The sequence below is a fragment of the Tsukamurella sp. PLM1 genome, assembly GCF_023168325.1.
In the GTDB taxonomy this organism is placed as follows: Bacteria; Actinomycetota; Actinomycetes; order Mycobacteriales; family Mycobacteriaceae; genus Tsukamurella.
This window is the reverse complement of the sequence record NZ_AP025688.1, coordinates 4002262-4026959: the sequence shown is the minus strand read 5'-3', so window position 1 is coordinate 4026959 and position 24698 is coordinate 4002262. Positions and strand designations below refer to the sequence as shown.

Annotated in this window: 17 protein-coding genes and 9 pseudogenes; 13 read left to right on the top strand and 13 right to left on the bottom strand. The window is 70.6% G+C overall.

What is annotated here, in order from left to right; translation table 11 throughout:
• Window positions 1-358 precede the first annotated feature (358 nt).
• Window positions 359-2055 (top strand): annotated as a pseudogene (locus tag MTP03_RS20655) (acyl-CoA dehydrogenase family protein).
• 23 nt (window positions 2056-2078) lie between these two features.
• On the opposite strand, the pseudogene MTP03_RS20650 reads toward MTP03_RS20655, so the two are convergent.
• Window positions 2079-4598, bottom strand: a pseudogene (locus MTP03_RS20650) (penicillin-binding protein).
• 248 nt (window positions 4599-4846) lie between these two features.
• Here MTP03_RS20650 and MTP03_RS20645 point away from each other — a divergent pair.
• Window positions 4847-5164, top strand: a complete 318-nt coding sequence (locus MTP03_RS20645; RefSeq protein WP_248489761.1) for a WhiB family transcriptional regulator — start codon at window positions 4847-4849, stop codon at window positions 5162-5164.
• 90 nt (window positions 5165-5254) lie between these two features.
• Here MTP03_RS20645 and MTP03_RS20640 read toward each other — a convergent pair.
• Together MTP03_RS20640 and MTP03_RS20635 are read right to left on the bottom strand one after the other, a co-directional pair.
• Window positions 5255-6384: pseudogene (locus MTP03_RS20640) on the bottom strand (ArsA family ATPase).
• Window positions 6381-7417, bottom strand: a pseudogene (locus tag MTP03_RS20635) (ArsA family ATPase). The pseudogenes MTP03_RS20640 and MTP03_RS20635 overlap by 4 nt, the downstream one beginning before the upstream one ends.
• Window positions 7418-7559: 142 nt before the next feature.
• On the opposite strand from MTP03_RS20635, the gene MTP03_RS20630 reads away from it, so the two are divergent.
• From MTP03_RS20630 to MTP03_RS20620, 3 genes are read left to right on the top strand one after another with little or no spacing between them, the layout of a single operon-like run.
• The gene (locus MTP03_RS20630) at window positions 7560-7724 is read left to right on the top strand and encodes a DUF4177 domain-containing protein (RefSeq protein WP_248489760.1); all 165 of its coding nucleotides are present in this window, start codon (window positions 7560-7562) and stop codon (window positions 7722-7724) included.
• On the top strand, window positions 7721-8185 hold the full coding sequence (locus MTP03_RS20625) for a RidA family protein (RefSeq protein WP_248489759.1): 465 nt from the start codon (window positions 7721-7723) through the stop codon (window positions 8183-8185). The genes MTP03_RS20630 and MTP03_RS20625 overlap by 4 nt, the downstream gene beginning before the upstream one ends.
• Entirely contained in the window at window positions 8182-9021 is an 840-nt protein-coding gene (locus MTP03_RS20620; RefSeq protein WP_248489758.1) for an MBL fold metallo-hydrolase, read from the top strand. Before MTP03_RS20625 ends, MTP03_RS20620 begins: the two co-directional genes overlap by 4 nt.
• A gap of 130 nt (window positions 9022-9151) precedes the next feature.
• Here the strand turns inward: MTP03_RS20620 and MTP03_RS20615 are convergent, their stop codons facing one another.
• Both MTP03_RS20615 and MTP03_RS20610 read right to left on the bottom strand, forming a co-directional pair.
• Window positions 9152-9826 carry a Crp/Fnr family transcriptional regulator gene (locus MTP03_RS20615; protein ID WP_248489757.1) on the bottom strand — a complete coding sequence of 225 codons (675 nt, stop codon included), beginning with the start codon at window positions 9824-9826 and terminating at the stop codon, window positions 9152-9154.
• A 213-nt stretch (window positions 9827-10039) separates the two neighbouring features.
• Window positions 10040-10252, bottom strand: coding sequence for a hypothetical protein (locus tag MTP03_RS20610; protein WP_248489756.1), 213 nt, complete (start codon window positions 10250-10252; stop codon window positions 10040-10042).
• Window positions 10253-10327: 75 nt separating this feature from the next.
• On the opposite strand from MTP03_RS20610, the pseudogene nth reads away from it, so the two are divergent.
• From nth to MTP03_RS20590, 4 genes and pseudogenes are all read left to right on the top strand, one after another.
• A pseudogene (gene nth, locus MTP03_RS20605) lies at window positions 10328-11050 on the top strand (endonuclease III); the annotation flags it as partial.
• A gap of 353 nt (window positions 11051-11403) precedes the next feature.
• Window positions 11404-11778 (top strand): TlpA disulfide reductase family protein, encoded by a 375-nt coding sequence (locus MTP03_RS20600; RefSeq protein ID WP_248489755.1) that lies wholly within the window; start codon window positions 11404-11406, stop codon window positions 11776-11778.
• Window positions 11775-12485, top strand: coding sequence for a CoA pyrophosphatase (locus MTP03_RS20595; protein ID WP_248489754.1), 711 nt, complete (start codon window positions 11775-11777; stop codon window positions 12483-12485). The genes MTP03_RS20600 and MTP03_RS20595 overlap by 4 nt, the downstream gene beginning before the upstream one ends.
• Window positions 12482-13681, top strand: a complete 1200-nt coding sequence (locus MTP03_RS20590) for a MarP family serine protease (RefSeq protein WP_248489753.1) — start codon at window positions 12482-12484, stop codon at window positions 13679-13681. Before MTP03_RS20595 ends, MTP03_RS20590 begins: the two co-directional genes overlap by 4 nt.
• A gap of 63 nt (window positions 13682-13744) precedes the next feature.
• On the opposite strand, the pseudogene MTP03_RS20585 reads toward MTP03_RS20590, so the two are convergent.
• The 3 genes and pseudogenes from MTP03_RS20585 to nhaA all read right to left on the bottom strand — a co-directional run bounded on the left by MTP03_RS20585 (window position 13745) and on the right by nhaA (window position 16447).
• Window positions 13745-14709 (bottom strand): annotated as a pseudogene (locus tag MTP03_RS20585) (alpha/beta fold hydrolase).
• Between the two features lie 25 nt (window positions 14710-14734).
• The gene (locus tag MTP03_RS20580) at window positions 14735-15196 is read right to left on the bottom strand and encodes a phage holin family protein (RefSeq protein WP_248489752.1); all 462 of its coding nucleotides are present in this window, start codon (window positions 15194-15196) and stop codon (window positions 14735-14737) included.
• A 37-nt stretch (window positions 15197-15233) separates the two neighbouring features.
• Window positions 15234-16447: pseudogene (gene nhaA, locus MTP03_RS20575) on the bottom strand (Na+/H+ antiporter NhaA).
• A 61-nt stretch (window positions 16448-16508) separates the two neighbouring features.
• On the opposite strand from nhaA, the gene MTP03_RS20570 reads away from it, so the two are divergent.
• The 3 genes and pseudogenes from MTP03_RS20570 (at window position 16509) to MTP03_RS20565 (ending at window position 18735) form a co-directional block, all read left to right on the top strand.
• Window positions 16509-17828: an MFS transporter gene (locus tag MTP03_RS20570; RefSeq protein ID WP_248489751.1), complete on the top strand. Its 1320-nt coding sequence runs from the start codon at window positions 16509-16511 to the stop codon at window positions 17826-17828.
• Between the two features lie 3 nt (window positions 17829-17831).
• Window positions 17832-18020 (top strand): annotated as a pseudogene (locus MTP03_RS24085) (2-dehydropantoate 2-reductase N-terminal domain-containing protein); the annotation flags it as partial.
• 58 nt (window positions 18021-18078) lie between these two features.
• Complete coding sequence (locus MTP03_RS20565) at window positions 18079-18735, top strand: ketopantoate reductase C-terminal domain-containing protein (RefSeq protein WP_371820998.1); 657 nt, start codon at window positions 18079-18081, stop codon at window positions 18733-18735.
• Here MTP03_RS20565 and mug read toward each other — a convergent pair.
• Window positions 18686-19291 carry a G/U mismatch-specific DNA glycosylase gene (gene mug / locus MTP03_RS20560; protein ID WP_248489750.1) on the bottom strand — a complete coding sequence of 202 codons (606 nt, stop codon included), beginning with the start codon at window positions 19289-19291 and terminating at the stop codon, window positions 18686-18688. The two genes, MTP03_RS20565 and mug, sit on opposite strands and share 50 nt — an antisense overlap.
• Here mug and MTP03_RS20555 point away from each other — a divergent pair.
• Window positions 19290-19655, top strand: a pseudogene (locus MTP03_RS20555) (nuclear transport factor 2 family protein); the annotation flags it as partial. The gene mug and the pseudogene MTP03_RS20555 overlap by 2 nt on opposite strands.
• A 171-nt stretch (window positions 19656-19826) precedes the next feature.
• Here MTP03_RS20555 and MTP03_RS20550 read toward each other — a convergent pair.
• The 4 genes from MTP03_RS20550 to acs form a co-directional block, all read right to left on the bottom strand.
• Window positions 19827-20780, bottom strand: coding sequence for an ATP-binding cassette domain-containing protein (locus tag MTP03_RS20550; protein ID WP_248489749.1), 954 nt, complete (start codon window positions 20778-20780; stop codon window positions 19827-19829).
• Entirely contained in the window at window positions 20777-21604 is an 828-nt protein-coding gene (locus tag MTP03_RS20545; RefSeq protein WP_248489748.1) for an ABC transporter permease, read from the bottom strand. Before MTP03_RS20545 ends, MTP03_RS20550 begins: the two co-directional genes overlap by 4 nt.
• Window positions 21597-22370 carry an ABC-2 family transporter protein gene (locus tag MTP03_RS20540; protein WP_248489747.1) on the bottom strand — a complete coding sequence of 258 codons (774 nt, stop codon included), beginning with the start codon at window positions 22368-22370 and terminating at the stop codon, window positions 21597-21599. Before MTP03_RS20540 ends, MTP03_RS20545 begins: the two co-directional genes overlap by 8 nt.
• A gap of 130 nt (window positions 22371-22500) precedes the next feature.
• Window positions 22501-24447 (bottom strand): acetate--CoA ligase, encoded by a 1947-nt coding sequence (gene acs, locus MTP03_RS20535; RefSeq protein ID WP_248489746.1) that lies wholly within the window; start codon window positions 24445-24447, stop codon window positions 22501-22503.
• Window positions 24448-24698: the final 251 nt, after the last annotated feature.

Sequence of the window (24698 nt, the reverse complement as noted above, 5' to 3'; positions counted from 1 at the left end):
GCGTCGACGCTACACCGCGCCCGCCCGCCCGCCCGTCTGCGCTCGGAAGTGTTGGGCGGGGGGCGACCGTGATGTCGGGGCGACGGTGCCGTGTTCCGGGCTGTCCTCGGGTCCTGTTCGTTCCGGCCGGCGGGTGGCGGGCGGCGTGTGCGGTGGGGCGCGCGCTGCGGTCGTCCCCCGCGCGGCACCGAAAGGCGACCGAGGCGTTCGCTCCCACCTCGGACGCCGCGCCCGAGGTGGGCGCTCGGCTGACCCCCACGCGGCGCCGATTCCCCCTGTGCCCTGAGCCGGCATTGGCGTCCCTCGTACCCGATTCCATTGCATATCTGGTGCAGTTGTCTGAAATATGCAACACTGGATGGTGCCGGTCCGAGCGGGCCGCGCACCGTCGACCGAAGGAGCAGGCGTGCCCACCCATCAAGTGACCAACCAGGCGCCGCCGCTGCTCGGCTTCAACACCGCCGAGACCCCGATGATCGACGAGGCGCTGCGGCGCGCCCACGTCGACGCGGCGCAACTGGACGCGATCCACGCGCTCGGTGCGCTCGGCGGCACCGCCGAGGCGCTGGATTGGGGCGATCTCGCCGAGGCGCACCCGCCCGTCCTCAAAACGCACGACCGGTACGGCCACCGCATCGACGAGGTGGTCTACGACCCCGCGTACCACCGGCTCATGACGGTCTCCGTCGAACACGGCCTGCACGCCGCGCCGTGGGCCGAGACCGACCCGAACGCCCACCTGGTGCGCGCTGCGAAATTCAGTGTGTGGGGCCATGTCGACGCCGGGCACGGCTGCCCGATCTCGATGACCTACGCCGTGGTGCCGCGCTCCGCGCGAACCCGGAACTGGCCGCGCAGTACGAGCCGTTGCTCACCGCGAAGGAGTACGACTTCGGCCTGCGCGCGCCGCTCGGCAAGCGCGGCCTCATCGCCGGTATGTCGATGACGGAGAAGCAGGGCGGCTCCGACGTGCGGGCCAACACCACCCGCGCGATCCCGCAATCCGATGGGACGTACCGGATCACGGGCCACAAGTGGTTCACCTCCGCGCCGATGTCGGACCTGTTCCTCACGCTCGCGCAGACGGAAGCGGGCGTCTCCTGCTTCTTCATCCCACGCGTCCTGCCCGACGGGACTCGCAACGTGTTCGCCCTGCAGCGCCTCAAGGACAAGCTGGGCAACCACTCCAACGCGAGCAGCGAGGTGGAGTACGACGAGACCGTCGGTTGGCTCGTCGGTGAGGAGGGCCGCGGCGTCCGCACCATCGTCGAGATGGTCAACATGACCCGCCTCGACTGCGTGCTCGGCACGGCCACGGGCATGCGGGCCGGGCTCGCGCAGGCCGCACATCACGCGGCGCATAGGAAGGCGTTCGGCGCCGACCTGATCGACCAGCCGCTCATGCGCAACGTGCTGGCCGACCTCGCCGTCGAGGCCGAGGGCGCCACCACGGCGGGCCTGTGGCTCGCGGGTCTCACCGACCGCTCCGTCGCCGGCGACGAGGACGCGTCCCTCCTGCGCCGCATCGCGCTGGCCGTCACCAAGTACCACGTGTGCAAGCGGGGCCCGATCCACGCTGCCGAGGCCCTGGAATGCCTGGGCGGCAACGGTTACATCGAGGACTCGCGACTGCCGCGCCTGTACCGCGAGGCGCCGCTGCTGTCGGTGTGGGAGGGCTCCGGCAACGTGGCCGCTCTCGACGTGCTCCGCGCGATGGCCCGCGAGCCGCAGGCCGTGGCGGCCTTCTTCGCGGAGCTCGACGCCGCCACCGGCGCCGATTCCGTCTACGACGAGGCCGTCGCGGAGCTCAAGGGCTCGTTCGGCGTACTCGACCTCACCGACCAGGCTGCGATGCAGTTCGGTGCTCGCCGGCTCGTCGGCGAGATGGCGGCTGCGCTGCAGGGCTCGCTGCTCGTGCGGTTCGGGCATCCCGCCGTCTCGGACGCCTACACCCGTACCCGCCTCGCAGGCGACCGCGGCGATGTCTTCGGCACCCTCCCGCACGGCGTTGACACCGCCGCGATCCTGGACCGGGTCACTCCGAAGATCGGCTGACCGCTGCCGGCGAGCGGTCCGCCTCAGTTGTCGGGCGTGGGCGCGGGCGTCTGGACCGGACCGCCGCCCTGGCCGCCGGCACCGGGGATGGTGAACTGGCCGAAGCCGGGGATGGTGATGGTGGTGCCGCCCGGGCCGGTCTGCACGCCGGGCGCCGACGGGGTCGAGGGTGCGGGGGCGACGCCGTTCGACAGGTTCAGCGTGATCGTCGACCCCGGCTGTGTGAAGCCCGACGGGGACGTGGAGACGACGGTGCCGCGCGCGGAGGAGTTGTTGACGTACGCGACCGTCGTCTTGAAGCCCGCCGCCTCGACGCGGGACTTCGCCGCCGCCTGCGTGAGCCCGATGACGTTGGGGATCTTGCCGGGGCCGAAGCCGTCCTTGTACTTCGGGTCCACGGGCGGCAGCGACACGGGGCCGTAGATCGTCGAGACCGGCTTGAGCGCGGTGTACCACGCCGTCGCCGGCTCGTTGCCGCCGTACACGTTGCCCTCACCGCACGGGCGCAGCGGGCTGGTGCAGATGGGGCCGGGGGAGTTGCCGTCGTTGTAAACGTAGCTGGCACCGGCGTACTGGTTGGTGTACCCGAGGAACGCCGACGAACGGAACGTCTCCGTGGTGCCGGTCTTACCGGCGAGCGGCAGCGTCCAGCCGGCGCGCGAGGCCGCGGCGGCCGACGTCCCGCGCCGCGGTCGTCCTGGCTGAGCGCGTTGGCGAGGGTGTTGGCGAGCCCCTTGTCGATGACCTGCTCGCACTTCTCAGACTTGAACGGCACCGGCACCGTCTCGGGCTTGCCGTCGGCGCCCACGGTCTGGATGCCGTCGCTGTTGCGCTTGGGCTGGGTGATCGACTGGATCGGGTTCGCCGGACACCACACCCCGCCGGACGCGAGTGTCGCGGCCACGTTCGTCAATTCCAGCGCGCTCACCGCTGTCGGTCCCAGGGTGAACGACGCGAGGTTCTGTTTCTTGAACATGTCGGCGAGGCTGTCGGTGCCGAACCCCGAGCTGCCCGGCTGCGTGTACGAGCGCAGCCCCAGCCGGACCGCCATATCGACCACCGGCGACACCCCGACCTGTTCGATGAGCTTGATGAACGGGGTGTTCGGGGAGGTCGCGAGCGCCTGCGTCAACGACATCGAGTACGGGTACGGGCCCGCGTTCTTGACGCAGTACGAGTCCGACGGGCACCCGGCGTAGCCGCCGTGGCCCATGCCCTTGACCTGCACCGTGGACGGGACCGTCACGGTGGTGTCCAGGCCCATGCCCTTCTCCATCGCCGCGGCGACGGTGAAGATCTTGAAGGTCGAGCCGGCACCGTCGCCCACCTGGGCGAACGGCTCGGGCTGGACGGTCTGCCGCTTGCTCACGTCCAGGCCGTACACGCGGGAGGAGTTCATCGCGACGATGTCGTGCGAGTCCTGGCCCGGCTTGATCACGTTCATGACCTGGGCGACGTTCGACAGGGTGGGGCTGGCGGTGCCGTTGAGCGCGGCCTGCACCGAGTCCTGCACGCGCGGATCGAGCGTGGTGCGGATCGTGTACCCGCCGCGGAGCACCGTCTCCTTCGGGATGCCGGCCTGAGCGAGGTATTGCAGGACGTAGTCGCAGAAGTAGCCGCGATTGGCGACCGCCGAGATGCAGCCGCCGGGCAGTGTGTTCGGGCGGGGAAGCACGCCGAGCGGCTTGGCCTTCGCCTCCGCGTACTCGGCGGCCTTGTCCGGGAAGTTCTGCACGAGCGTGTCGAGGACGGTGTTGCGCCGCTCCGTGACGCGCTGGGGGTTGGTGTACGGGTTGAGCGCCTCGCTCGACTGGACCATGCCGGCGAGCATCGCCGACTCCTCGATGTTCAGCTGCGACGCGCGCTTACCGAAATACGTCTGGGCGGCCACCTCGATGCCGAAGGCTCCGTTGCCGAACGGGACGATGTTCAGATAGCGGGCGAGGATCTGCTCCTTGGCGATGAGCTTGGCCTTGGCGTCGTCGACGCCGTGCTCCTGCTTCGCGCGCTCGGTGAGGGTGCGCTCGAGCGTGAGCGCCATGCGCACCTCACGCAGCTTGCGTGCGGGCGTGGTCGCGACCGCGGCCCGGCGGTCGGCGTCCGACTTGGCGAGCACCAGCAGTTGGTAGTTCTTGATGTACTGCTGATCGAGCGTGGACGCGCCCTGCTGGACCTCCCCGGCGGATTGGTTCTTGAGGAACGCGCGCAACGTTCCCTGGTAATCCACGCCGTCGTGCTCCATGAAGCGCTTGTCCTCGATGGAGATGATCGCCCGCACCATGTTGGGTGAGATCTGATCGAACGGGACCTGCACGCGTCGCTGGTCGTAGAGATAGGCCATCGGCGCCCCGGTGCTGTCGGTCACCGTGGTGACCTCGGGCACCGCCCTCGAGCAGCTCGGAGCTGATGTTGTCGACGGTGTCCGCGGCGCGGTTCGAGATCAGCCCGATGCCGCCGATGTACGGGAACAGCACACCGGCGACCAGCAGACCGGCCAGCAGGATGCAGCCGGCCAACTTCGCGATCACTGACGGTTTCGACACGGTCACCAGGATACGTGCCAGCCCGCCGCAACCCGGGCTCCCGACGCGCCGACCAGGCGATCGGTACGGACGTACAGGTTTTCTTGGACCACTGTTCCGAATTACCCCCGGGGCCGGACTTGTTTCCTCCGTGTGATTCAGGTAACACTATTGCAGACGATGTGGTGAGCACCTCGATCGGCCCCCCGAACAGCTGAGGGATGGGCCGAGGGGAGGTCCGGGCCGCTCCACGCGAAAGGGGATGTGACATGACGAGTGCACGCGTTCTGGTCGACGATGAGGATCGTCTGGTCTGGGTCTCGAAGGCCAAGTGTCGCGACGTCGACCCCGACGAGTTGTTCGTCCGCGGCGCTGCGCAGCGCAAGGTCGCCACCATCTGTCGTCACTGCCCCGTCCAACTCGAGTGCGGTGCCGATGCGCTCGACAGTCGCGTCGAGTTCGGCGTCTGGGGCGGGATGACCGAGCGCCAGCGGCGCGCCCTCCTTCGCCAGCACCCCGAGGTCACCAGCTGGCGCGCCTTCTTCGAAGCCCAGCGCGAGCGCAAGCGCGTGTCCGCAGCGGGCTGACCCCTCGCTCGTCCGGCCGAGCCGGGAACCCTGGGCCTCGTACCGCCGCCGGTGCGAGGCCCTTTCGTTTGTCCAGCTAGATGTTTCGGCTCAGGATCCGACGATCTGCTCCGCTACCGCCTGCAGCGCCTCCAGGCTCGACACCTCGAACGGCAGCGACGGCACGCCGACGACCGGCACCGCCGGATTGCGGCCGACGAAGTCGCTCAGCATCTGCACCTCGCGCGCCGCGATCTCGCCGCGCCACGCATGCACCCGCAGGACGCCCGCCGCAGCACCCGACGGGCCCGCGCCGCTGTCGGACGGGCCCGCGGCACCGTCGGGCTGCAGGCGCGCGGCGGCGGCCTCCGCGGCCCCGGCGGGGATCGGCGCGAGGCTCGGGTGGGTGCGGTTGACGATCAGGCCGGCGAGCGGCATCGCCTCGCCGGCGAGGCGCTCGACGAAGTAGGTGGCCTCGCGCAACGTGTCCTCCTCGGGCGAGGCCACCACCACGAACCGCGTGCTGGGCCGCGCGAGCAGCGCGTACGTCTGATCGGCCCGCTCCTGGAATCCGCCGATCAGCGAGTCCATCTGGGAGACGAACGTCGAAGCGTCCGAGAGCATCTGGCTGCCCACGATGGTGGAGACCAGCTTCAGGGCGATCCCCATGCCGCCGGACACCAGTCGGCCGATGCCGCGGGTGGGGCCCGCGATCAGGCCCATCAGCCGCGAGTCCAGCATCGAGCCGAACCGCTTCGGCGCGTCGAGGAAGTCGAGCGCGTTGCGCGACGGCGGCGTGTCCACCACCACCAGGTCCCACCGCTCGTCCGCGGTGAGCTGGCCCAGCTTCTCCATCGCCATGTACTCCTGCGTGCCCGAGAACGACGAGGCCACCGTCTGGTAGAACGGGTTCTCCAGGATCTCGCGGGCGCGCTCGGGGTCCGCGTTCGACGTCACCATCTCATCGAAGGTGCGCTTCATGTCGAGCATCATCGCGTGCAGCGTGCCGTCGCCCGGGACGCTCACGGACTGCGGCTCGTTGGTCAGGTCGGCGACGCCCAGGCCTGCGCGAGCCGGCGCGCCGGATCGATCGTCAGTACCACGACGCGGCGGCCGTGTTCGGCCGCCCACAGCGCCATCGCCGCGGCGGTCGTCGTCTTGCCGACCCCGCCGCTGCCGCAGCACACGACCACCCGTGTACCCGGATCCACCAGCTGCGGACCCAGTTCCAACCCGATCATCGGACCCCCGCCTCGGCGAATGCGCCGGCCAATTCGTACACGCCGCCCAGGTCCACGCCGCCCGTGAGCAGGGGAAGTTCGAGCCGCCCCGCCGCATCGATCGCGTCGAGGTCCGCGCGCGCCCCGTCCTGCCCGCGGACCGTCCGCGCGAACTGGATCGTCTCGGTGAGCAGGCCGGCCAGCTCCTCGTCCGACAGCGTCAACCCGGCGGACTCGAGCGCGGCCCGCACGGCCGGCCCGTCGACGGTGCCGTCAGCTGCGGTCTCGAGCTCGGTGTCGGAGAGCAGTTGCGGCAGAGTGCGATTGACGATCACCGCGCCCACCTGGAGGTCGAGGGCGCGCAGCTCGCGCACCGCCTCCGCGGTCTCCTGCAGCGGCAGCGACTCCAGCAGCGTCACCAGGTGCACGACGGTGTCGGGCGAGTGCAGCAGGCGCACCACGCGGTCGGCCTGCCCCGCGATCGGGCCCGCCTTGGCGATCTCCTTCATCGCGCGCGTCACATCGAGGAACTTCCCGATGCGGCCGGTGGGCGGCGCGTCCACGACCACTGCGTCGTAGGCGTAGCGGCCGTCGCGGTCGCGGCGCTGCGTGCACTCCATGATCTTGCCGGTGATGAGGATGTCCTTGAGGCCCGGCGCCAGCGTCGTCGCGAACTCGATCGCGCCGATCGACTTCAGCGCGCGCGCCGCGAGCCCCATGCCGTAGTTGGTCTTCAGGTAGTCGAGGAACGTGGCCTCCACGTCCATCGGGAGCGCGAACACCGCGCCGTCCCCGCCGGCGGTGGCGATCTTCGACTCGGTCGGCGGCAGGTCGGCCACCTCGAACGTCGGCGCGATGCCGCTGCGTCCCTCGACCTCGATCAACAGCACCTTCTTGCCGCCCGCGGCGAGCGCCGGGCGAGCGCCGCGGCCACCGTCGACTTCCCGGTCCCGCCCTTGCCGGACACGAAGTGCAGTCGCGCCTCTCGGAGCCCTTCGGGCCATCCCGCCGCCGTGTCCTGCGCGACCCCGTTCGGGTTCGCCTCACTCACCACCACGTTCGGAGCATATCCATACGCCCTTGTACCGCCGGGCCGATAGCGTGAACATCACCCGGCAATGCGACCGAGAACACGTTCTGCGGCGCGACTAGCCACGCGCCTGTCGCGCCGGCTCCGCGGTGGATAGGCTGACCCCATGAGTGAGAAGACCTCCTGGGAGTACGCCACCATCCCCCTGCTGACGCACGCCACCAAGCAGATCCTCGACACCTGGGGCTCGGACGGCTGGGAACTCGTCACCGTGCTCCCCGGTCCCACCGGCGAGCAGCACGTGGCCTACATGAAGCGGCCGCTCTCGTGACCGCGTCGGCCCGCCTCGCCGAGCTCGGCATCGTCCTGCCCGAGGTCGTGCCGCCGCTCGCCGCATACGTGCCCGCGACGCAGATCGGCGATCTGGTCCACACGTCCGGCCAGCTGCCGATGGTCGACGGTGAGCTGATCGCGCGCGGGAAGGTCAGCGAGAACGCGGAGGGCGTGGTCGACGTGGAGACCGCGGTCGCCGCCGCCCGGCAGTGCGCGCTGAACGCGCTGGCCGCGGTGCACGCGCTCGTCGGGATCGACTCGGTGCAGAGGATCGTGAAGGTCACCGGCTTCGTCGCGTCGGCGCCCGGGTTCTCGAACCAGGCCGCGGTCCTCAACGGCGCGTCGCTGCTGTTGGGCGAGGTCTTCGGTGACGCCGGCAGGCACGTGCGGTCGGCAGTCGGCGTCGCGGAGCTGCCGCTCGGCGCGCCCGTCGAGGTCGAGATCACGGTCCAGGTATGACGCCCGAGGCCACTGCGGATCCGCATCCGGGCCACCCGCTGCCCGGGAAGCTGCGGCAGGTCACCCCCTACGCGGCCGTGCTGCTCTGCGACAACCCGTCGGTGATGACGCTCGAGGGCACCAACACCTGGATCCTGCGGGCCCCCGGCCGCGAGGAGGCCGTGGTCGTCGACCCGGGCCCCAAGGACAAGAAGCACCTGAAGAAGGTCGCGAAGGCGGCGGGCACCGTCGCCCTGACCCTCGTGACGCACCGGCACGCCGACCACACGGCCGGGCTCAAGCGGTGGGAGGAGCTCACCCGCAGCCCGATCCGGGCGTTCTCCGAGAAGTACTGCATCAACACCGCGACGCCGCTCACCGGCGGCGAGGTGATCGAGGTGGCCGGCCTGCGCATCGAGGTGCTGCACACCCCCGGCCACACCGCCGACTCGCTGAGCTTCCTGGTCGACGGTGCCGAGGGCGAGCCCGGCGCACTGGTCTCGGGCGACACCATCCTGGGCCGCGGCACCACGGTGCTCGACGCGAGCGACGGCACGCTCGCCGACTACCTCGGCTCACTGGAGGCCTTGTCGACGGTGGCCGCGGGTCGCGTCCTGCTGCCGGGGCACGGCCCCGACCTGCCGGATTCCGGCCCCGTCGTCGCGGCGTACGCCGCGCACCGTCAGGACCGCCTGCAGCAGGTCCGCGACGCGCTCGCCGACCTCGGCCTGAGCGCCGCTGACGCCAAGCCCATGAAGGTCGTCAAGCACGTCTACCGCGACGTCGACAAGAAAGCCTGGCCCGCCGCCCGCCAATCAGTCAAAGTGCAGCTCGCGTACCTCGCCGAGCACGGCTGACAGCGCGGCAGGCGAGACGACTGCCGGACGAGGGATGGGGCGGGGAGACGCTGTAAACGTTTCTGCAGTGCCCGAGGCGCTAGCCGAGGGCGCGAAGCCTAGTGCGCAGCGACTCCCCGCCCCAGACCGGTCAGCGAGCCCGACGCGCCAGACGCTCGCTGTCCGTGATGACTACCGACTTGCCTTCGAGACGGAGCCAACCCCGGTGTGCGAAGTCGGCGAGGGCCTTGTTCACGGTCTCGCGGGAGGCGCCCACGAGCTGTGCGATCTCCTCCTGCGTGAGGTCGTGAGTGACGCGCAACGCGCCGTTCTCGTGCGTGCCGAACCGCTGCGCGAGCTGCAGCAGCTGCTTGGCGACGCGGCCGGGCACGTCGGTGAAGATCAGGTCGGCCAGGTTGTTGTTGGTGCGCCGCAGACGGCGGGCCAACACGCGCAGCAGCTGCTCCGCGATCTCGGGCCGGTCGCGGATCCACGCGCGCAGGGCCTCGCGGTCCATCGTCATCGCGCGGACCTCGGTGATGCAGGTGGCACTCGACGTGCGGGGGCCGGGGTCGAAGATCGACATCTCACCGAACATGTCCGACGGGCCCATCACCGACAGCAGGTTCTCGCGACCGTCGGGAGAGCGGCGGCCGAGCTTCACCTTGCCGGCGAGGATGATGTACAGCCGATCGCCGGGCTCGCCCTCGTTGAAGATGACGTGCCCGCGGGGGTAATCCACCTCGTGCAGATCCTTGGTGAGCGCTTCGATCGCGCTCGGCTCGACACCTTGAAAAATGCCGGCCCGCGCCAGGACCTCGTCCACGGGGTACCTCTTCCTTCATCGACCAGTCGTTTCGCCGGACGCCCATCGTCCGCGACCCTGGAGACAGTGTGAGTTTAAGCAGCGGTCGGCGTGGATGTGGGAAATCGCACAGACGACCGCACTGAACACTACCCGTTCACTTCGCGAAGGGCACGCCGACGTTCCGCATCCGGCCAGTCGGGGACCGCCGACCGCGGTGCCGGTGGGGAGGGGTCAGCTGGCGCGGCGCTCGGCGGCGCCGTCCAGATCCAGACTGTCGACGGCCTTGGGGAGGCCGATCGTGGCGAGTGTCTCGACGTCGGGCACCTCGTCGTCGTGCGCCGGGGCCGGTGCGCGCTCCGCCGTCACGCGCGCCTCGACACGCTCCATGGCCAGTGCGAACAGCATCAGCACCACCGGGAACAACAGCCCGAGCAATCCTTGCATGCCGGACAGTAAACACAGCCAAGGTCTCGATACGGCAACGAAAGCGCTACGGCGCCGTCGTTAGAATCGGTTCCCATGCCCCCCGAGCCGGAGTCCCACCTCGCCCTGGTGCGTCGCGCCCGGCGGATGAACCGGACGCTGGCGACCGCGTTCCCCCACGTGTACTGCGAACTCGACTTCACCGATCCGCTCGAGCTGTCGGTCGCCACGATCCTCTCCGCGCAGTGCACCGACGTGCGCGTGAATCAAGTCACACCGGCTCTGTTCGCCCGATATCGGACGGCCGCCGACTACGCCGGGGCCAACCGGGCCGAGCTGGAGGAGTACATCCGGTCGACGGGCTTCTACCGGAACAAGGCGACGTCGATCATGGGGCTGGGCCAGGCGCTCGTGGACCGCTTCGGCGGCGAGGTTCCGCGCACCATGAAGGAGCTGGTCACGCTCCCGGGCTTCGGCCGCAAGACCGCCAACGTGATCCTCGGCAACGCCTTCGACGTCCCCGGCATCACCGTCGACACGCACTTCACCCGGCTCGTGCACCGCTGGGAGTGGACGGAGCTGACCGACCCGGTGAAGATCGAGCACGCCGTGGGCGAGTTGATCCCGCGCAAGGAGTGGACCCTGCTCAGCCACCGCGTGATCTTCCACGGCCGCCGCGTCTGCCACGCGCGCAAGCCCGCCTGCGGCGTGTGCGTGCTCGCCAAGGACTGCCCGTCGTTCGGCACCGGCCCGATCGACCCCGTCGAGGCCGCCGAGCTGGTCAAGGGGCCCGAGCGGGACCACCTTCTCGAGATCGCCCCGCCCCGCCCCGCCGGCGTCGGGTCCCGGCGGGAGCCGCACGATGACGGGGCGCGACGCCGAATCCGGTGCCGCACCGTTGCTGCCCGGCGAGCGGCCGAGCCGCGTCCCCGGCCCCGTCCGGTGGTTGATCGTCTGCGCCGTCGTCGTCCTGGCGCTCGCCATCGCCATCTGGCCCCGCGGGTCCGACGACGGGGCCGCCCCGACCCCGCAGGTCGCGGCACCGTCGGCCAGCGCGACCCCGGCCAGCTGGCCGACGCCCGCGCACGGGCCGCGCTGCCGCCCTGCCCTGCCGGGATCGGCGCCCAGCAGCTCGCCGGCCTGTCGCTGGACTGCCTCGGCGACGGCTCCCCGTGGAGCTCGGCGCCCCAGCGAGCCGGCCCACGCTGGTCAACGTCTGGGCCTGGTGGTGCGGCCCGTGCCGGGTGGAGCTGCCGGCGCTCGCCGAGCTCGCCCGGCGGGCCGGTGACCGGCTGACGGTCCTGGGTGTGCACGCCGACCCGAACGCCGTCGCAGGGCTCGACCTGCTGGCCGAGCTGAAGGTCGCGCTGCCCACGGTGCAGGACCCGCAGGCCGTGGTCGCGACGGTGCTCGGCGCGCCGCGCGCCTACCCCGTGACCGTTCTGTTGCGTTCCGATGGCACTGTTGCCGGTGTGCATGCCCGACCCTTCAGCTCCGTCGACGACGTCGCCGCCGTGGTGCGCGACCAGCTCGGGGTGCGCCTGTGACCGCGCCGCGGTGGCTGGCCCCGCTGCTCGGCAACCTCGACGACATCGGCGCGGAGCTCCGCGAGCGGGGCGGCGCGGTGGCGGCGCTGCAGCGCGTGCGGAACCCCCGGCGCGCGGCAGTCCTGATCCTGTTCGACGGTGACCCCTCGGCGTCCGGCCCGACCCCGCCCGAGGACGCGACGGTGCTGCTCACGCAGCGTGCGTCGGCGATGCGCCAGCACGCCGGGCAGGTCGCCTTCCCCGGTGGCGCCCGTGACCCGGAGGACGCCGACGACGTGGCCGCCGCGCTGCGCGAGGCGTGGGAGGAGACCGGGCTCGACCCGCGGTCCGTCGAGGTGGTCGCGGTACTGGACGAGATCGAGGTCCCGGTGTCGGGCTTCCAGGTGGTCCCGGTGATCGGTTACGCCGCCGGAGCGTCGGAGGTGCGTGTCGTGGACACCGCCGAGACGGCGATGGTGCGCAGGGTGCCGCTGGCCGAGCTGATCGACCCGGCGCACCGGTTCATGGTGCGCAAGTCGTTCTACCGGGGCCCGGCGTTCGCTGCGGGACCGATGTTGGTGTGGGGGTTCACCGGCGGTCTGGTGAGCGCGCTCATCGCGGCCGCCGGGTGGGAACGGCCCTGGGACGCCGGCGACGTGCGCCCCCTGACCGACGAGGTGCGGGCGGCCGCCGCGCGCGCCCGGGCCTGGCAGGAGGGCGTGTCGTGAGCGGATCGATGTGGGTCGATGTCGTCGTGGTGATCCTGATGATCATCGCGGCGTTCTCGGGCTACCGGCAGGGCGCCGCGGCCTCGGTGCTCGCGTTCGTGGGCGTGGTGCTCGGCGCCGCTGCCGGCGTGCTGCTGGCGCCGCACGTGCTCGACTCGGTGGACGATGCGCGCGGCCGCCTGCTGCTGGGCGTCGGCCTGCTGGCCGGGCTGGTGATCATCGGCGAGTTGTCCGGGATGGTGCTCGGGAGGGCCGTCCGGAGCTCGATCCGCAGCCCCGGCGTGCGCACGGTCGACTCCGGGGTCGGCGCGTTGGTGCAGGTGGGCGCGCTGCTGGTGGCGGCCTGGCTGGTCGCGATCCCGCTGACCACGGCCGCGGCGCCGCAGATCTCCCGGTCGGTCAACGGCTCGGCCGTGCTCGGCAAGGTCAACGAGTTCGCCGTCGCCGTCGGGGCCGACGGTCTGCCGCAGAAGTTCGCCGCGATCATCGACGACTCGGGCCTGCCGCAGGCGCTCGGCCCGTTCGTGGACACTCCGGTGGTCAGCGTCGACGTGCCGGACAGGGTGGACTTCACCGACCCCGCGGTGCAGCGCGTGCGCTCGTCCGTGGTGCGCATCGACGGCCAGGCGCCCAGCTGCAGCCGCGCGCTCGAGGGCTCGGGCTTCGTCTCCACCCCGGGCCGGGTGGTCACCAACGCGCACGTCGTCGCCGGCACCCGCAGCGTGCAGGTGACGGTCGACGGCACGCGCAAGTACAGCGCGCAGGTCGTCTACTTCGATCCGCAGACCGACGTCGCCGTGCTCAACGTCCCGGGCCTGCAGGCCAAGCCGTTGCCGATCGTGTTCAACGGCGCGAAGCCGGGCGATCCAGGGTTCGTCCTGGGCTACCCGGGCGGCGGGCCGCTCACGCTGTCGTCGTCGCGAGTGCGGAGCCAGCAGACCCTCGAGGGCCGCAACATCTACCGCGACGCGCAGGTCCGGCGCGATGTCTACCTGCTGCGCGGCCAGGTCCGGCCGGGCAACTCCGGCGGCCCGATGTTCGACCGCGAGGGCAACGTCGTCGGCGTGATCTTCGGCGTGGCCGTCGACGACGCAGACACGGCGTTCGCGCTCACCGCCAAGCAGGTCGAGCCGGCGCTGAAGGCGGGGACCACCGCCACCGCGGGCGTGTCGACCGGCGACTGCGTCAACCGGTAGCCGACCGGTAGGTGCCTGGCCGGCGGGTCCGGCGCACCGTCGGGTCCGGCGGACGGGAGGGGCCTACGGGAGCAGACGGGGCCCGGGCAGGCCCGCGAGGAAGTCCGTCAGCTGGGGCCCGACGGTGCCGGGCGCCTCCTCGTGCGCGTAGTGCCCGGCGTTCTCGACGGCACGCACCCGGTAGTCGTTCGCCCAGTCGTGGCTGGAGTACACGGGCTGAGGGAGGACGTACGGGTCGTCCTCGCCGCGGAACGCGAGCACCGGGATGTGCAGGCGCTGGTTCATGCTGCCCAGGAACCGACTTCCGTCGGGCCGGAACTGGCTGCGCCGGCCCACCGCGCGTACTCGAGGGCGCTGTGCGCCGTGCCCGGGATCCGGATCGCGCTACGGTAGCGCTCCAGCGCCTCGGCGTAGTCGGCGGTGCGCCGCCACGGGGCGCCGCTGCGGGCGGCGAGGATCGCGCCGATCTCGGCGCCGTCGTCGCGCACCAGGCGATCCTCCGCGACACGGGGGAGCTGGGCGAACGTGATCGGCCCCAGCATCGCCGAGCGCTGGTCCTTGTTGCGCAGCGCGGACCGCTTGAGCGCGATCGGATGCGGGGAGGAGATCACGGAGATCGCGGACACCACCCGCGGGTGCAGCGTGGCCGTGGCCCAGCACCCGAGGCCGCCCTCGCCGTGGCCGACCAGCGCGGCGGAGGTGTGGCCGAGCGCGCGCACCAGCCCGCTGACGTCGCCGGAGAGGGTCCACCCGTCGTAGCCGCGGGGCGGTTTGTCGCTGTCGCCGTAGCCGCGCAGGTCGAACGCGACGGCGCGGTACCCGGCCTCGTGGACCTGGGGGAGCAGATGCCGCCAACTCCACCAGAACCCGCCGAATCCGTGCAGGAACACCACGAGCGGGCGGTCCGGATCGGGCTCGGTCCCCGCGGGGCGGTACTCGGCGGCGTGCAGACGGATGCCGTTGGCACGGACGTCCAGGTGCTCCCACGGCCCCGCGAACCGGACGCTGGACGGATCGGGACTGCTCACCGCGGATACCTGCCGAACGGTCGGGTCAGGAGCGCTTGCCGCCGGACAGCAGCGACTGCGACTGCTTGAGCGAGTCGATCGTCTTCTTCGGTCCGCGGATCTTGCGCACCTTGAGGTAGCCGAGGAACGCGGCGAGGCCGGCGACGACCAGCATGAGGATGAACACGATCAGCGACGCGGCCCACATAGGCAGCCAGATGTTCAGCAGCCAGGTGAGGAAGAAGAAGAAGAAGAACGACGAGTACAGCGCCACGACGCCCGCGATGGCGAAGAACGCCGAGCCGGTCGCGGCCTTCTTGACCTCCTGGACCGTTTCGGCCTTGGCGAGCTCGACCTCGGCCCGGACCAGCGACGACACCTGCGCGGAGGCGTCGCGCACCAGGCTGCCGATCGTCGGATCGCCGGAGGCGGTCACGTTCGGGTCGGTGAGCGGGATCGCCGACAGGGTGCGCGGTGTCCCGCTGGTGGGTGTGCTGTCCAAGCTCACAGTCGTCCTCCTCGAGTTGTCATCATCGTGCCAGAGGTCAGAGGTTCTGGTGTACGCGACCACGCCGGAGCAGGAGCAGCGATCCGATCACGGACGCCACCACGGACGTCAGCAGGACGGCCGCCTTGGCCAGATCGGCCTCGCCCTCGGGAGCGACAGCTCCGCCACCAGCAGGCTCACGGTGAAGCCGATGGCGCCGAGCACGCTGAGCGCCAGGATGTCCCGGGTGAACAGGCCTTCGGGGCGCGCCGCCAGTTTCAGCCGGACGGCGAGCATGCTGGACCCGGAGATGCCGATGATCTTGCCGAAGAACAGGCCGGCCATGATGCCGATCGCCAGTTCGTCGGTGAACATCTCGCGGAACACGGCGCCGTTCACCGCGACGCCGGAGGCGAAGAACGCGAACACCGGCACGCAGATGAGCGCGGAGATCGGCTGGATGCGGTGCTCGAGCCGCTCGGCGGGCGAGTCGTGCTCGCCCGGATCGGGCTTGACGCGCGTGAGCAGGCCCAGCGCCACGCCCGCGATGGTCGCGTGCACACCGGACTGCAGCATCGCCACCCAGACGACCAGCGCGATCGGCACGTACAGGAGCGGTGTGGTGATCCGGCGGCGTTGCCCGAGCCAGTAGAGAGCACACCCCACCAGGGCCACGGCGAGCCACTGCGGCTTGAGGTCGGCCGCGAAGAGCACCGCGATGACGGCGATGGCGATGAGGTCGTCGACCACCGCCAGACCCAGCAGGAACACGCGGGCGCCCGACGGGAGCCGGGAACCGATGAGCGAGAGGATGCCGAGAGCGAAGGCGATGTCCGTGGCGATCGGGATCGCCCAGGCCGTGCCGATGTGCGGGTTGTCGTGCGCGATCGCGACCGCGATGAGCGCGGGCACGACGACGCCGCCGACCGCGCACAGCACGGGCAGCGCGGCGCCGCGCAGCGTCGACAGCTCGCCCACCACCAGTTCGCGTTTGAGCTCCAGGCCGGCCACGAAGAAGAAGATCGCGAGCAGACCGTCCTTGGCCCAGTCGGCCAGCGAGAGCCGCAGGTGCAGGCTCTGGCCGAGGATCGACCAGTCGTCGCTGCCGAGGTGGATCTCGGCCAGATGGGTGTACCCGCCCGACCACGGGGAGTTGGCCCACACGAGCGCGATGAAGGCGGCGATCAGAAGGGCCGTGCCGCCGACGGTCTCGGTGCGCAGGAATCGGATCAGCGCGCGCGACGCCCGGAATTGGGTCGGTGCTTCGCTCATCGTTCGAACCTACCGCAGGGCGGCCCCGTGACCCGCGTCACCAAACTGTATTCTTCTGCAAATGAATCGCAGGCGAATCGTCGTCGCCTCGATGGTGGGAACCACCATCGAGTTCTTCGACTTCTACATCTACGCGACCGCAGCAGTGCTGGTCTTCCCCACTCTCTTCTTCCCGAAGGGCAACGACGCGGCGGCGCTGCTCGCCTCCTTCGCGACGTTCGGTCTCGCGTTCGCCGCGCGGCCGCTGGGATCGATTCTGTTCGGCCACTTCGGCGACCGCGTCGGCCGCAAGGCCACCCTGGTCGGCTCGCTCCTCACGATGGGCATCGCGACTTTCCTCATCGGCCTGCTGCCCACCTACGACCAGGCCGGATATCTGGCCCCGGCGCTGCTCGCACTGATGCGTTTCGCGCAGGGTCTCGGCCTCGGCGGCGAGTGGTCCGGCGCGGCGCTGCTCGCGACCGAGACGGCCGAGAAGGGCAAGCGGGCGTGGGCCGCGATGTGGCCGCAGCTGGGCGCGCCGTTCGGCTTCTTCCTCGCCAACGGTGTGTTCCTCGTGATCATGCAGGTGATGGACTTCGACTCGAAGACGTCGGCGTCCAACCACGCGTTCATGACCTGGGGCTGGCGCATCCCGTTCCTGCTGTCCGCCGTCATGGTGCTGGTGGGCCTGTACGTGCGGCTCAAGCTGACCGAGACGCCGGTGTTCGCCAAGGCGGTCGAGGAGGGCAAGAAGGTCAAGGCGCCGATCGGCGAGGTGCTCCGCACCGCGTGGCGCCCGCTCATCATCGGCACGTTCGTCATGGTCGCGACGTACACGCTGTTCTACCTGGTCACCACCTGGATCGTCTCGTACGGAACGGGCAAGGTCACCGACAAGTCCGGCGTGAAGCTGTCCGTCTCGTACATCGACTTCCTCGAGATGCAGCTGATCGCGGTGCTCTTCTTCGCGGTGTTCGTGGCGGTCTCGGGCCGCCTCGCCGACCGCTTCGGCCGGCGCCTGGTGCTCATCATCGTGACGCTCGCGATCATCGTCTACGGCCTGTCGTTCAAGTGGATCCTGGATCCTGCGCACACCACCCAGGGAACGATGCTGGCGGTCCTCATCGTGGGCCTGACGCTGATGGGCCTCACCTTCGGCCCGATGAGCGCGGTGCTCCCCGAGCTGTTCGCCACCAACGTCCGCTACACCGGCAGCGGCGTCTCGTACAACTTCGCGTCGATCATCGGTGCCGCCATCGCACCGTTCATCGCCACCTGGTTGGTCAAGGACTACGGCGTCGAGTGGGTGGGCGTCTACCTCGCGATCGCCGGCCTGTCCACGCTGGTCGCGCTGGTCGTCATGCGCGAGACGAGGGACGTGGAGCTCGATAAGGTCTGATCCATGCGGATCCTGATCGTCGGCGCGGGCGCGACGGGCGGCGCGTTCGGCATGCGCCTCGCCGAGGCGGGGCGGGACGTCACCTTCCTGGTGCGCCCGGCCCGCGCGGCGTCGCTGCGCGCGGAGGGCCTGCGGTTCTCCGCTCCCGACGGTGCCCGCGCCCGCCCGGTCGGCGTCCTCACGGCGGCCGAGCTCGCCGCGGAGCCAGAGACGTTCGACCTGGTGCTGATCACGGTCAAGGCGCTCGCCACTGGAGGACGCGATCGCCGACCTGCGTCCCGCGGTCGGGGAGGGCACCGTCGTCCTGCCCGTCCTGAACGGGCTCGCCCACCTGGATCGGCTCGAGGCAGCGTTCGGGCCGCGCGTGCTGGGCGGGCTCGCGATGATCGTCGCGACCCTCGACGACGGTGCCGTGGTCCAGATGACGGACTGGTCGGCGATCACGATCGGCGACGGTGCGCCCCGGGTCGCCGAGGCACTCGACGTTCCGGGCATCCGATTGACGGTGAGCGATGATCCGCTGGGGTCGATGTGGGCGAAGTGGGCGTTCATCGCCGCGTGCGGCATCGTCTGCTGCCTCTTCCGCAGCCCCGTGGGGCCCGTGATCGCGGCCGGCGGCGAGCCGCAGGTGCGGGCGATCATCGCGGAGACCGAGGCCGTCGCCGCGGCCGCCGGGCACCCGGTGCCGGAGGCCGCACACGAGCGGACCGTCACCACGCTCGTGGACCCGGACTCGGCGATGACCTCGTCGCTCTACCGCGATCTCGTCGCCGGACTGCCCACCGAGGCGGAGCACATCCTGGGCGATCTCGCTTCGCGCGCACGGGAACTGGGCGTGGGCACTCCGCTGCTGGATCTCACTCTAGTGCAGGTGCGGGCGGACGCCCTGGTGCGGGCAGGAGCGTGACGCCTGCGGCCGCGGCCGCCCGACGGTACGCCGCGGCGAGGCTCGCCACCGTCTCGTGCGCGTTGAGCCCGCTCGGATTGGGCAGCACCCACACGCGGGTCGTACCGATGGTGCGCTCCTGCGGACCGGGTACGGCCTTCGGCTCTCGGAACGCGGTGCGGTAGGCGGTGATCCCGAGCACGGCGAGGATCCGCGGCGCCACCTGGAGCACCCGCTCGACGAGGGCGTCGCCGCCCGCGCGCAGTTCCTCCGCGGTGAGCTCGCTGGCCTTCGCCGTGGCCCGCGGCGCGACGTTGGTGATGCCGATCCCCGCTTCCACCAGAGCGTTCCGGTCCGCGAATGTCATCCCGTCGGTGGCGTCGATGACGTGGTCCACGATGCCGGCCCCGTACAGCGCCGGGTAGAAGCGGTTGCCGGGATGCGCGAAGTGCGCGCCGGTGGCCGCGGTCCACAGGCCGGGGTTGATGCCGCAGAGCAGCATTCGGCAGCCGGGCCCGATCAGGTCCGGCACCGTCGTGTCCGAGTAGGCGAGGAGTTGCTCGCGGGTGAAACCCATGGATACTGCCTACCCGGTCGCGCCGTCGTGGTCCACTGGGCCCATGACCGTCGACGAACTCCTGGCCCGGCGCGAGATCGAGGACGTTGTGCTGCGGTACTGCCGCGGCATCGACCGGCTCGACCTCGATGCGGTCCGCGCCTGCTATCACCCCGGCGCCGTCGATCACCACAGCGGCTTCGACGGCCCCGTCGAGGAGTACGTTCCCTGGGTGCGCGGACAACTGGAGTCGCTGGGCGGTACGCACCACCAGGTCGGCAACCACCTGTGCGAGCTCGCGGGCGACGTCGCGGTGGTCGAGACCTACTGCACCGCGACGCACTGGTCGGCCCCCGGGGCGGAGCTGCAGGTCTACCTCACGCTGGGGTTGCGTTACGTGGACCGGTTCGAGCGCCGGGACGGGCGGTGGGCCATCGCCGAGCGGTGGGCGGTCACCGACTGGACGCGCTGGGAGAAGGACCTGACAGGGCCGCTGGGGATCCCGGAGGCCGCCGCCCGCGCGCGGCGGGGGCGACCCGGTGGACGCGCTGCGCGCTCAGGTGTTCGGGCGCGACCGCTCGTAGAGCCGCCGCACCACGTCCTCGATATCGGGTTCGTCCACCGTGAGGTCGCGCACCGTCGCCCGCTCGGCGATGGCCGCGAGCACCTGCGGCAGCGGCGCGGACAGCTCCAGCCGTTGGCGCAGGCCCCCGCCCTCGCTGGTGAGGTGCCGCGCACCGTCGACCTCGAGATCCGGTGTGGGGCGGTCCAGGTCGAGCACGAGCACGCGTGTCGCCCCGACGGCGCCGACGAGCCCGTCGAGCGCGCCGTCGAACGCGGTCCGGCCGTGATCCACCACGAGGATCCGCTCGCACAACCGTTCCACGTCGCCCATGTCGTGCGTGGTGAGCAGCAGGGTGAGGCCGCGCTCGGCGCGCTCGGCGATGAGGAATTCGCGCAGCCGCTGCTTGCTGAGCACGTCGAGCCCGATGGTGGGCTCGTCGAGGATCAGCAGCTCCGGCGAATGCATCAGCGAGGCGGCGACTTCGGCCCGCATCCGCTCGCCCAGGCTGAGCTGCCGCACCGGCCGGTCGAGGTAGGCGCCCAGCTCCAACTGCTCGATCAGCCTGTCCGCCCGCTCCTTCGCCACCGCGTCGGGCAGGCGGTGCACCGCGGCGAGGATCTCCAGCGACCGTCCGGTGGGCAGGTCCCACCACAGCTGCGAGCGCTGTCCGAAGACCACGCCCACGCGCCGGGCCACGTCGCGTCGCCGGGCTAGGGGATCGAGCCCGACGGTGCGCACCGTCCCCGCCGTGGGCACCAGGATGCCCATGAGCATCTTGATCGTCGTCGACTTGCCGGCGCCGTTCGCGCCGATGTACCCGACGGACTCGCCCGGCGCGATCGTGAGGTCCAGGTGGTCGACGGCGGTGGTGACGGTCCTGGCGCGTCCGTTCCAGCCCCGCTTGGTGAAAGTACGTGTCAGTCCACGTGTTTCGATGACGTTCATCCGCCGGCTCCCCGATAGTGCCGCAGTCCCCACCGCCACGTGACGCCCGCGAGGAGCACGGCCCATGCGGTGGCGACCGGCAGCAGCCACGCCAGGTCGGGCCGGAAGAGGCCGGTGCCGGGCAGGCCCAGGATGTACAGGGCTGGAAGGTAGCCGGTGAACGCCAGCGGGAGGACGAAACCGAAGGTGACCTTGATCGCGCCCGGCCACACCGAGGCGGGCTGCGACGCGGCGTACCGGCCGCCGTAGACGAAGGAGTTGGTGAACTCCGCGCCGTTCACGAGCACGAACTGCACCCCGGCGGCGATCACGAAGACCGACGAGTAGATGATCGGTCCGCAGATCAGCGCCAGGACGAGCATCCCGACGGTGCCCGGCCCCCACGCGATCGTGTTGTGGGTGAGGGCGTACCCCAGCGCGAAGACGCTGACCGCGGGTCGCGTGAGCCGGTTGATGCGGATGTCGCTGGTCATGAGCTGCAACAGGATCGGCTGCGGCCGCAGGTAGAATACGTCGATGGTGCCTGCCCGCACGTAGCGGGGCAGCTTGTCCAGGTGTCCGAACAGGATGTCGGCTGCGCAGAACGAGAGGTCGGCGAGCGCGAAGACGAGTAGCACAGCGGAGAACGTGAGGCCGCCGATGACCTTCGCGTTGTGGAACAACAGCCACACCTCGCCGAGCTCGACGAGGCCCAGCAGCAGAGCCGCGACCAGGTCCATCGCCAGCGAGGCGCGGTAGCTCACCTGCGCCTGCACGCGCGAGTTGAGTACCGCGCGGTATGGAGCGAGTCGTCCCGGCCGTGCGGCGGAAGCGGTATCAGCCACCCTGCACCTCCAACCGGCGCCGGCCCGCTGCCGTGAGGAGGGCGCCGACGCCGAGCACCGCCACCGTCCAGCCCGCCTGAACCGCCACCGTCGTCAGCCCGGCGGCGGCGTCAATACGACCCGACAGGATGTCGCACGGCGGCATGAGGATCCACGCGAACGGAGTGAACTCGGCGAGGCGCGCGAGCCGGCCCGGGAACAGGCCGACCGGCACGAACATGCCCATGAGAAAGGTTCCCGCGACCATGTAGAACATCTGGATGCCGCGGGTGTCGACGACCCAGAAGCCGAGGATCTGCACGCAGTACAGCAGCGCCTGCGCCAGCAGGATCGCGAGCAGCACGCTGAGGGCGCCGAGCGGGTAGGCGGCGGGCTCGCCGGCCCACGCCATCATTCCGGTGAGCGCGCCGATCGCCACCAGCGGCAGTGCGCGCGGGATGAGCGAGTAGACCGCGCCGCCGAGCACGGTCGCGAGCGTCGCGACCTGGACGTTCAGGGGCCGGAGGAAGTCGACGGCGATGTCGCCCGTGCGGATCCGTTCGGCGAGGACACCGTCGCCGCCGAACGCGCCGATCGCCCCGAGCATCCCCTGCGAGAGGAAGATGTAGCTCACCATCAGCTCCGGCGTGTAGCCGCCGGCCGTCCCGCCCGCGCCCGCGAGCGTGGCGAGCAGGATCGCCATCTTGACGAATCCGAAGACGGCGTTGGTGAACACGCCCGCGGCGGCCGCGGTCAGGTAGGTGGACTGCTGGCGGAAGCCGGCCACCGTCAGGCGGACGTAGGGGCGGAGAACACTTCGGACACTGAGGAGGGCGGCACGCCCGGGAACTGCGGCCGCAGTTCGCGACGACACAGTTACCGCACGTTACCGCCCTCGTGCGCTCGAAGCGAGGCGATCAGCCGCGCTGCTTGCGGATGTTCTCGAAGACCGTGGGATCGACCAGGGTCGACGTGTCGCCCAGTTCGCGGCCCTCGGCGACGTCGCGCAGGAGGCGCCGCATGATCTTGCCGGAGCGCGTCTTCGGCAGCTCGGGCACGATGTTGATCTCGCGCGGCTTGGCGATGGGCGAGATGTCCTTCGAGACCTGCGCCGTCATCTCGGCGATCAGCTTGCCGGGATCGGAGTCGTCGACGCCCTGGCGCAGGATGACGAACGCCGCGATGGCCTGGCCGGTGGTCGCGTCGGACGCGCCCACGACGGCCGCCTCGGCGACGGCCGGGTGTCCGACGAGGGCGGATTCGACCTCGGCGGTGGAGATGCGGTGGCCCGAGATGTTCATGACGTCGTCGACGCGTCCGAGTACCCAGAGGGCACCGTCCTCGTCGTAGCGCGCACCGTCGCCCGCGAAGTACCAGCCCTGGTCGGCGTAGCGCGACCAGTAGGTGTCCACGAACCGCTCCTCGTCGCCCCAGATGCCGCGCAGCATGGCCGGCCACGGCTTGTCGAGCACCAGCAGCCCGGATTCGCCGCGAGGCAGGCTGTTCCCGTCGTCGTCGACGATGTTGGCGCTGATGCCGGGCACGGGCTCCATCGCCGACCCGGGCTTGAGCACCGTCGTGCCGGGGAGCGGCGCCACCATCGCGGCGCCGGTCTCCGTCTGCCACCACGTGTCCACGATCGGCGCCGAACCGGCGCCGATGACGTCGCGGTACCAGCGCCACGCCTCGGGATTGATCGGCTCGCCCACCGAGCCGAGCAGGCGGATCGAGCTCAGATCGTGCGCGTCGGGGATCTCTCGGCCCCACTTCATGAATGTGCGCACCAGGGTGGGTGCGATGTAGTAGATGCTCACGCCGTACTTCTCGATGATCTCGAAGTGACGGTGCTCGTTCGGCGAGTTCGGTGTGCCCTCGTACACGATCTGCGTGGCGCCGTTGGCGAGTGGTCCGTACACGATGTAGGTGTGTCCGGTGACCCAGCCGATGTCGGCCGTGCACCAGTACACGTCCTTCTCGGGCTTGAGGTCGAACAGGTAGTAGTGCGTGTACGCGGCCTGGGTGAGGTAGCCGCCGGAGCTGTGCACGATGCCCTTCGGCTTGCCCGTGGTGCCCGACGTGTACAGCAGGAACAGGGGGTGCTCGGCGTCGAAGGCCTCGGGCGTGTGCTCCGACGATGCCGCGCCCACGCTCTCGTGCCACCACACGTCGCGGTCGTGCCAGTCGATGTCGTTCTTGCAGCGCTGCACGACGATCACCTTCTGCACGGACTGGGCCTTCTGGCCGTCGATGTCCATGTCCAGTGCCTCGTCGACGTTGGCCTTGAGCGGCGCGGGCTTGCCGCGGCGGAACTGGCCGTCGGTGGTGATGACGACCTTGGCCTCGGCGTCGTCGACGCGCGAGCGCAGGGCAGCGGCGGAGAAGCCGCCGAAGACCACGGAGTGGGTCAGGCCCAGGCGCGCGCAGGCGAGCATCGCGACGATGGCCTCGGGGACCATCGGCATGTAGATCGCCACGCGGTCGCCCGCCTGCAGGCCCAGCGACGCGAGGTAGTTGGCGGCGCGGCTGACCTCGTCCTTGAGGTCGGAATAGGTGATGTCGCGGCTGTCGCCGGGCTCGCCGATCCAGTGGATCGCAACGCGATCGCCGTCGCCCGCCTCCACGTGCCGGTCGACGCAGTTGTACGCCACGTTGAGCTTGCCACCCACGAACCACTTGGCGAACGGCGCGCCCGACCAGTCCAGGACCTCGCCGAAGGGCGCGTCCCAGTGCAGACGGTTCGCCTGCTCGGCCCAGAAGCCCAGACGATCGGCTTCGGCACGGTCGTACAATTCCCTGCCGTGCGTATTGGCCTGAGCTGCGAATTCAGCGGACGGCGGGTATGCAGCGGTGGCGGAATCAGTCATGGGTCAATCGTAGGGACGGCGCGCGGGGCGGGCAGGGCAAAGTCGAAAATTCGACGGTGCCGGGCCCGGGTTGCAGAGGGTTGCGCCCGGTCGCGGCGTCCGACCGGAGTCGCTCGGAGGGGGATTCAGTTAGCAGTGCTGCCGGTTACCGGGACAGGGCGCGCAGGCCGACTTAAAGTGCTCAGCACCGAGATGGCCAACTAAGGCGGAGGTAATTGTGGGAGTACGAAGTAGGCGGTGGTCGGTGGCGC

What these genes read in the sequence shown, in the direction of transcription:
- MTP03_RS20645 (WP_248489761.1), top strand. Translation starts at nt 4,847, where the DNA reads ATGACGAGTGCACGCGTTCTGGTCGACGATGAGGATCGTCTGGTCTGG.
- MTP03_RS20630 (WP_248489760.1), top strand. Translation starts at nt 7,560, where the DNA reads ATGAGTGAGAAGACCTCCTGGGAGTACGCCACCATCCCCCTGCTGACG.
- MTP03_RS20620 (WP_248489758.1), top strand. Translation starts at nt 8,182, where the DNA reads ATGACGCCCGAGGCCACTGCGGATCCGCATCCGGGCCACCCGCTGCCC.
- MTP03_RS20610 (WP_248489756.1), bottom strand. Translation starts at nt 10,252, where the DNA reads ATGCAAGGATTGCTCGGGCTGTTGTTCCCGGTGGTGCTGATGCTGTTC.
- MTP03_RS20570 (WP_248489751.1), top strand. Translation starts at nt 16,509, where the DNA reads ATGAATCGCAGGCGAATCGTCGTCGCCTCGATGGTGGGAACCACCATC.
- mug (WP_248489750.1), bottom strand. Translation starts at nt 19,291, where the DNA reads ATGGGTTTCACCCGCGAGCAACTCCTCGCCTACTCGGACACGACGGTG.
- MTP03_RS20550 (WP_248489749.1), bottom strand. Translation starts at nt 20,780, where the DNA reads ATGAACGTCATCGAAACACGTGGACTGACACGTACTTTCACCAAGCGG.
- acs (WP_248489746.1), bottom strand. Translation starts at nt 24,447, where the DNA reads ATGACTGATTCCGCCACCGCTGCATACCCGCCGTCCGCTGAATTCGCA.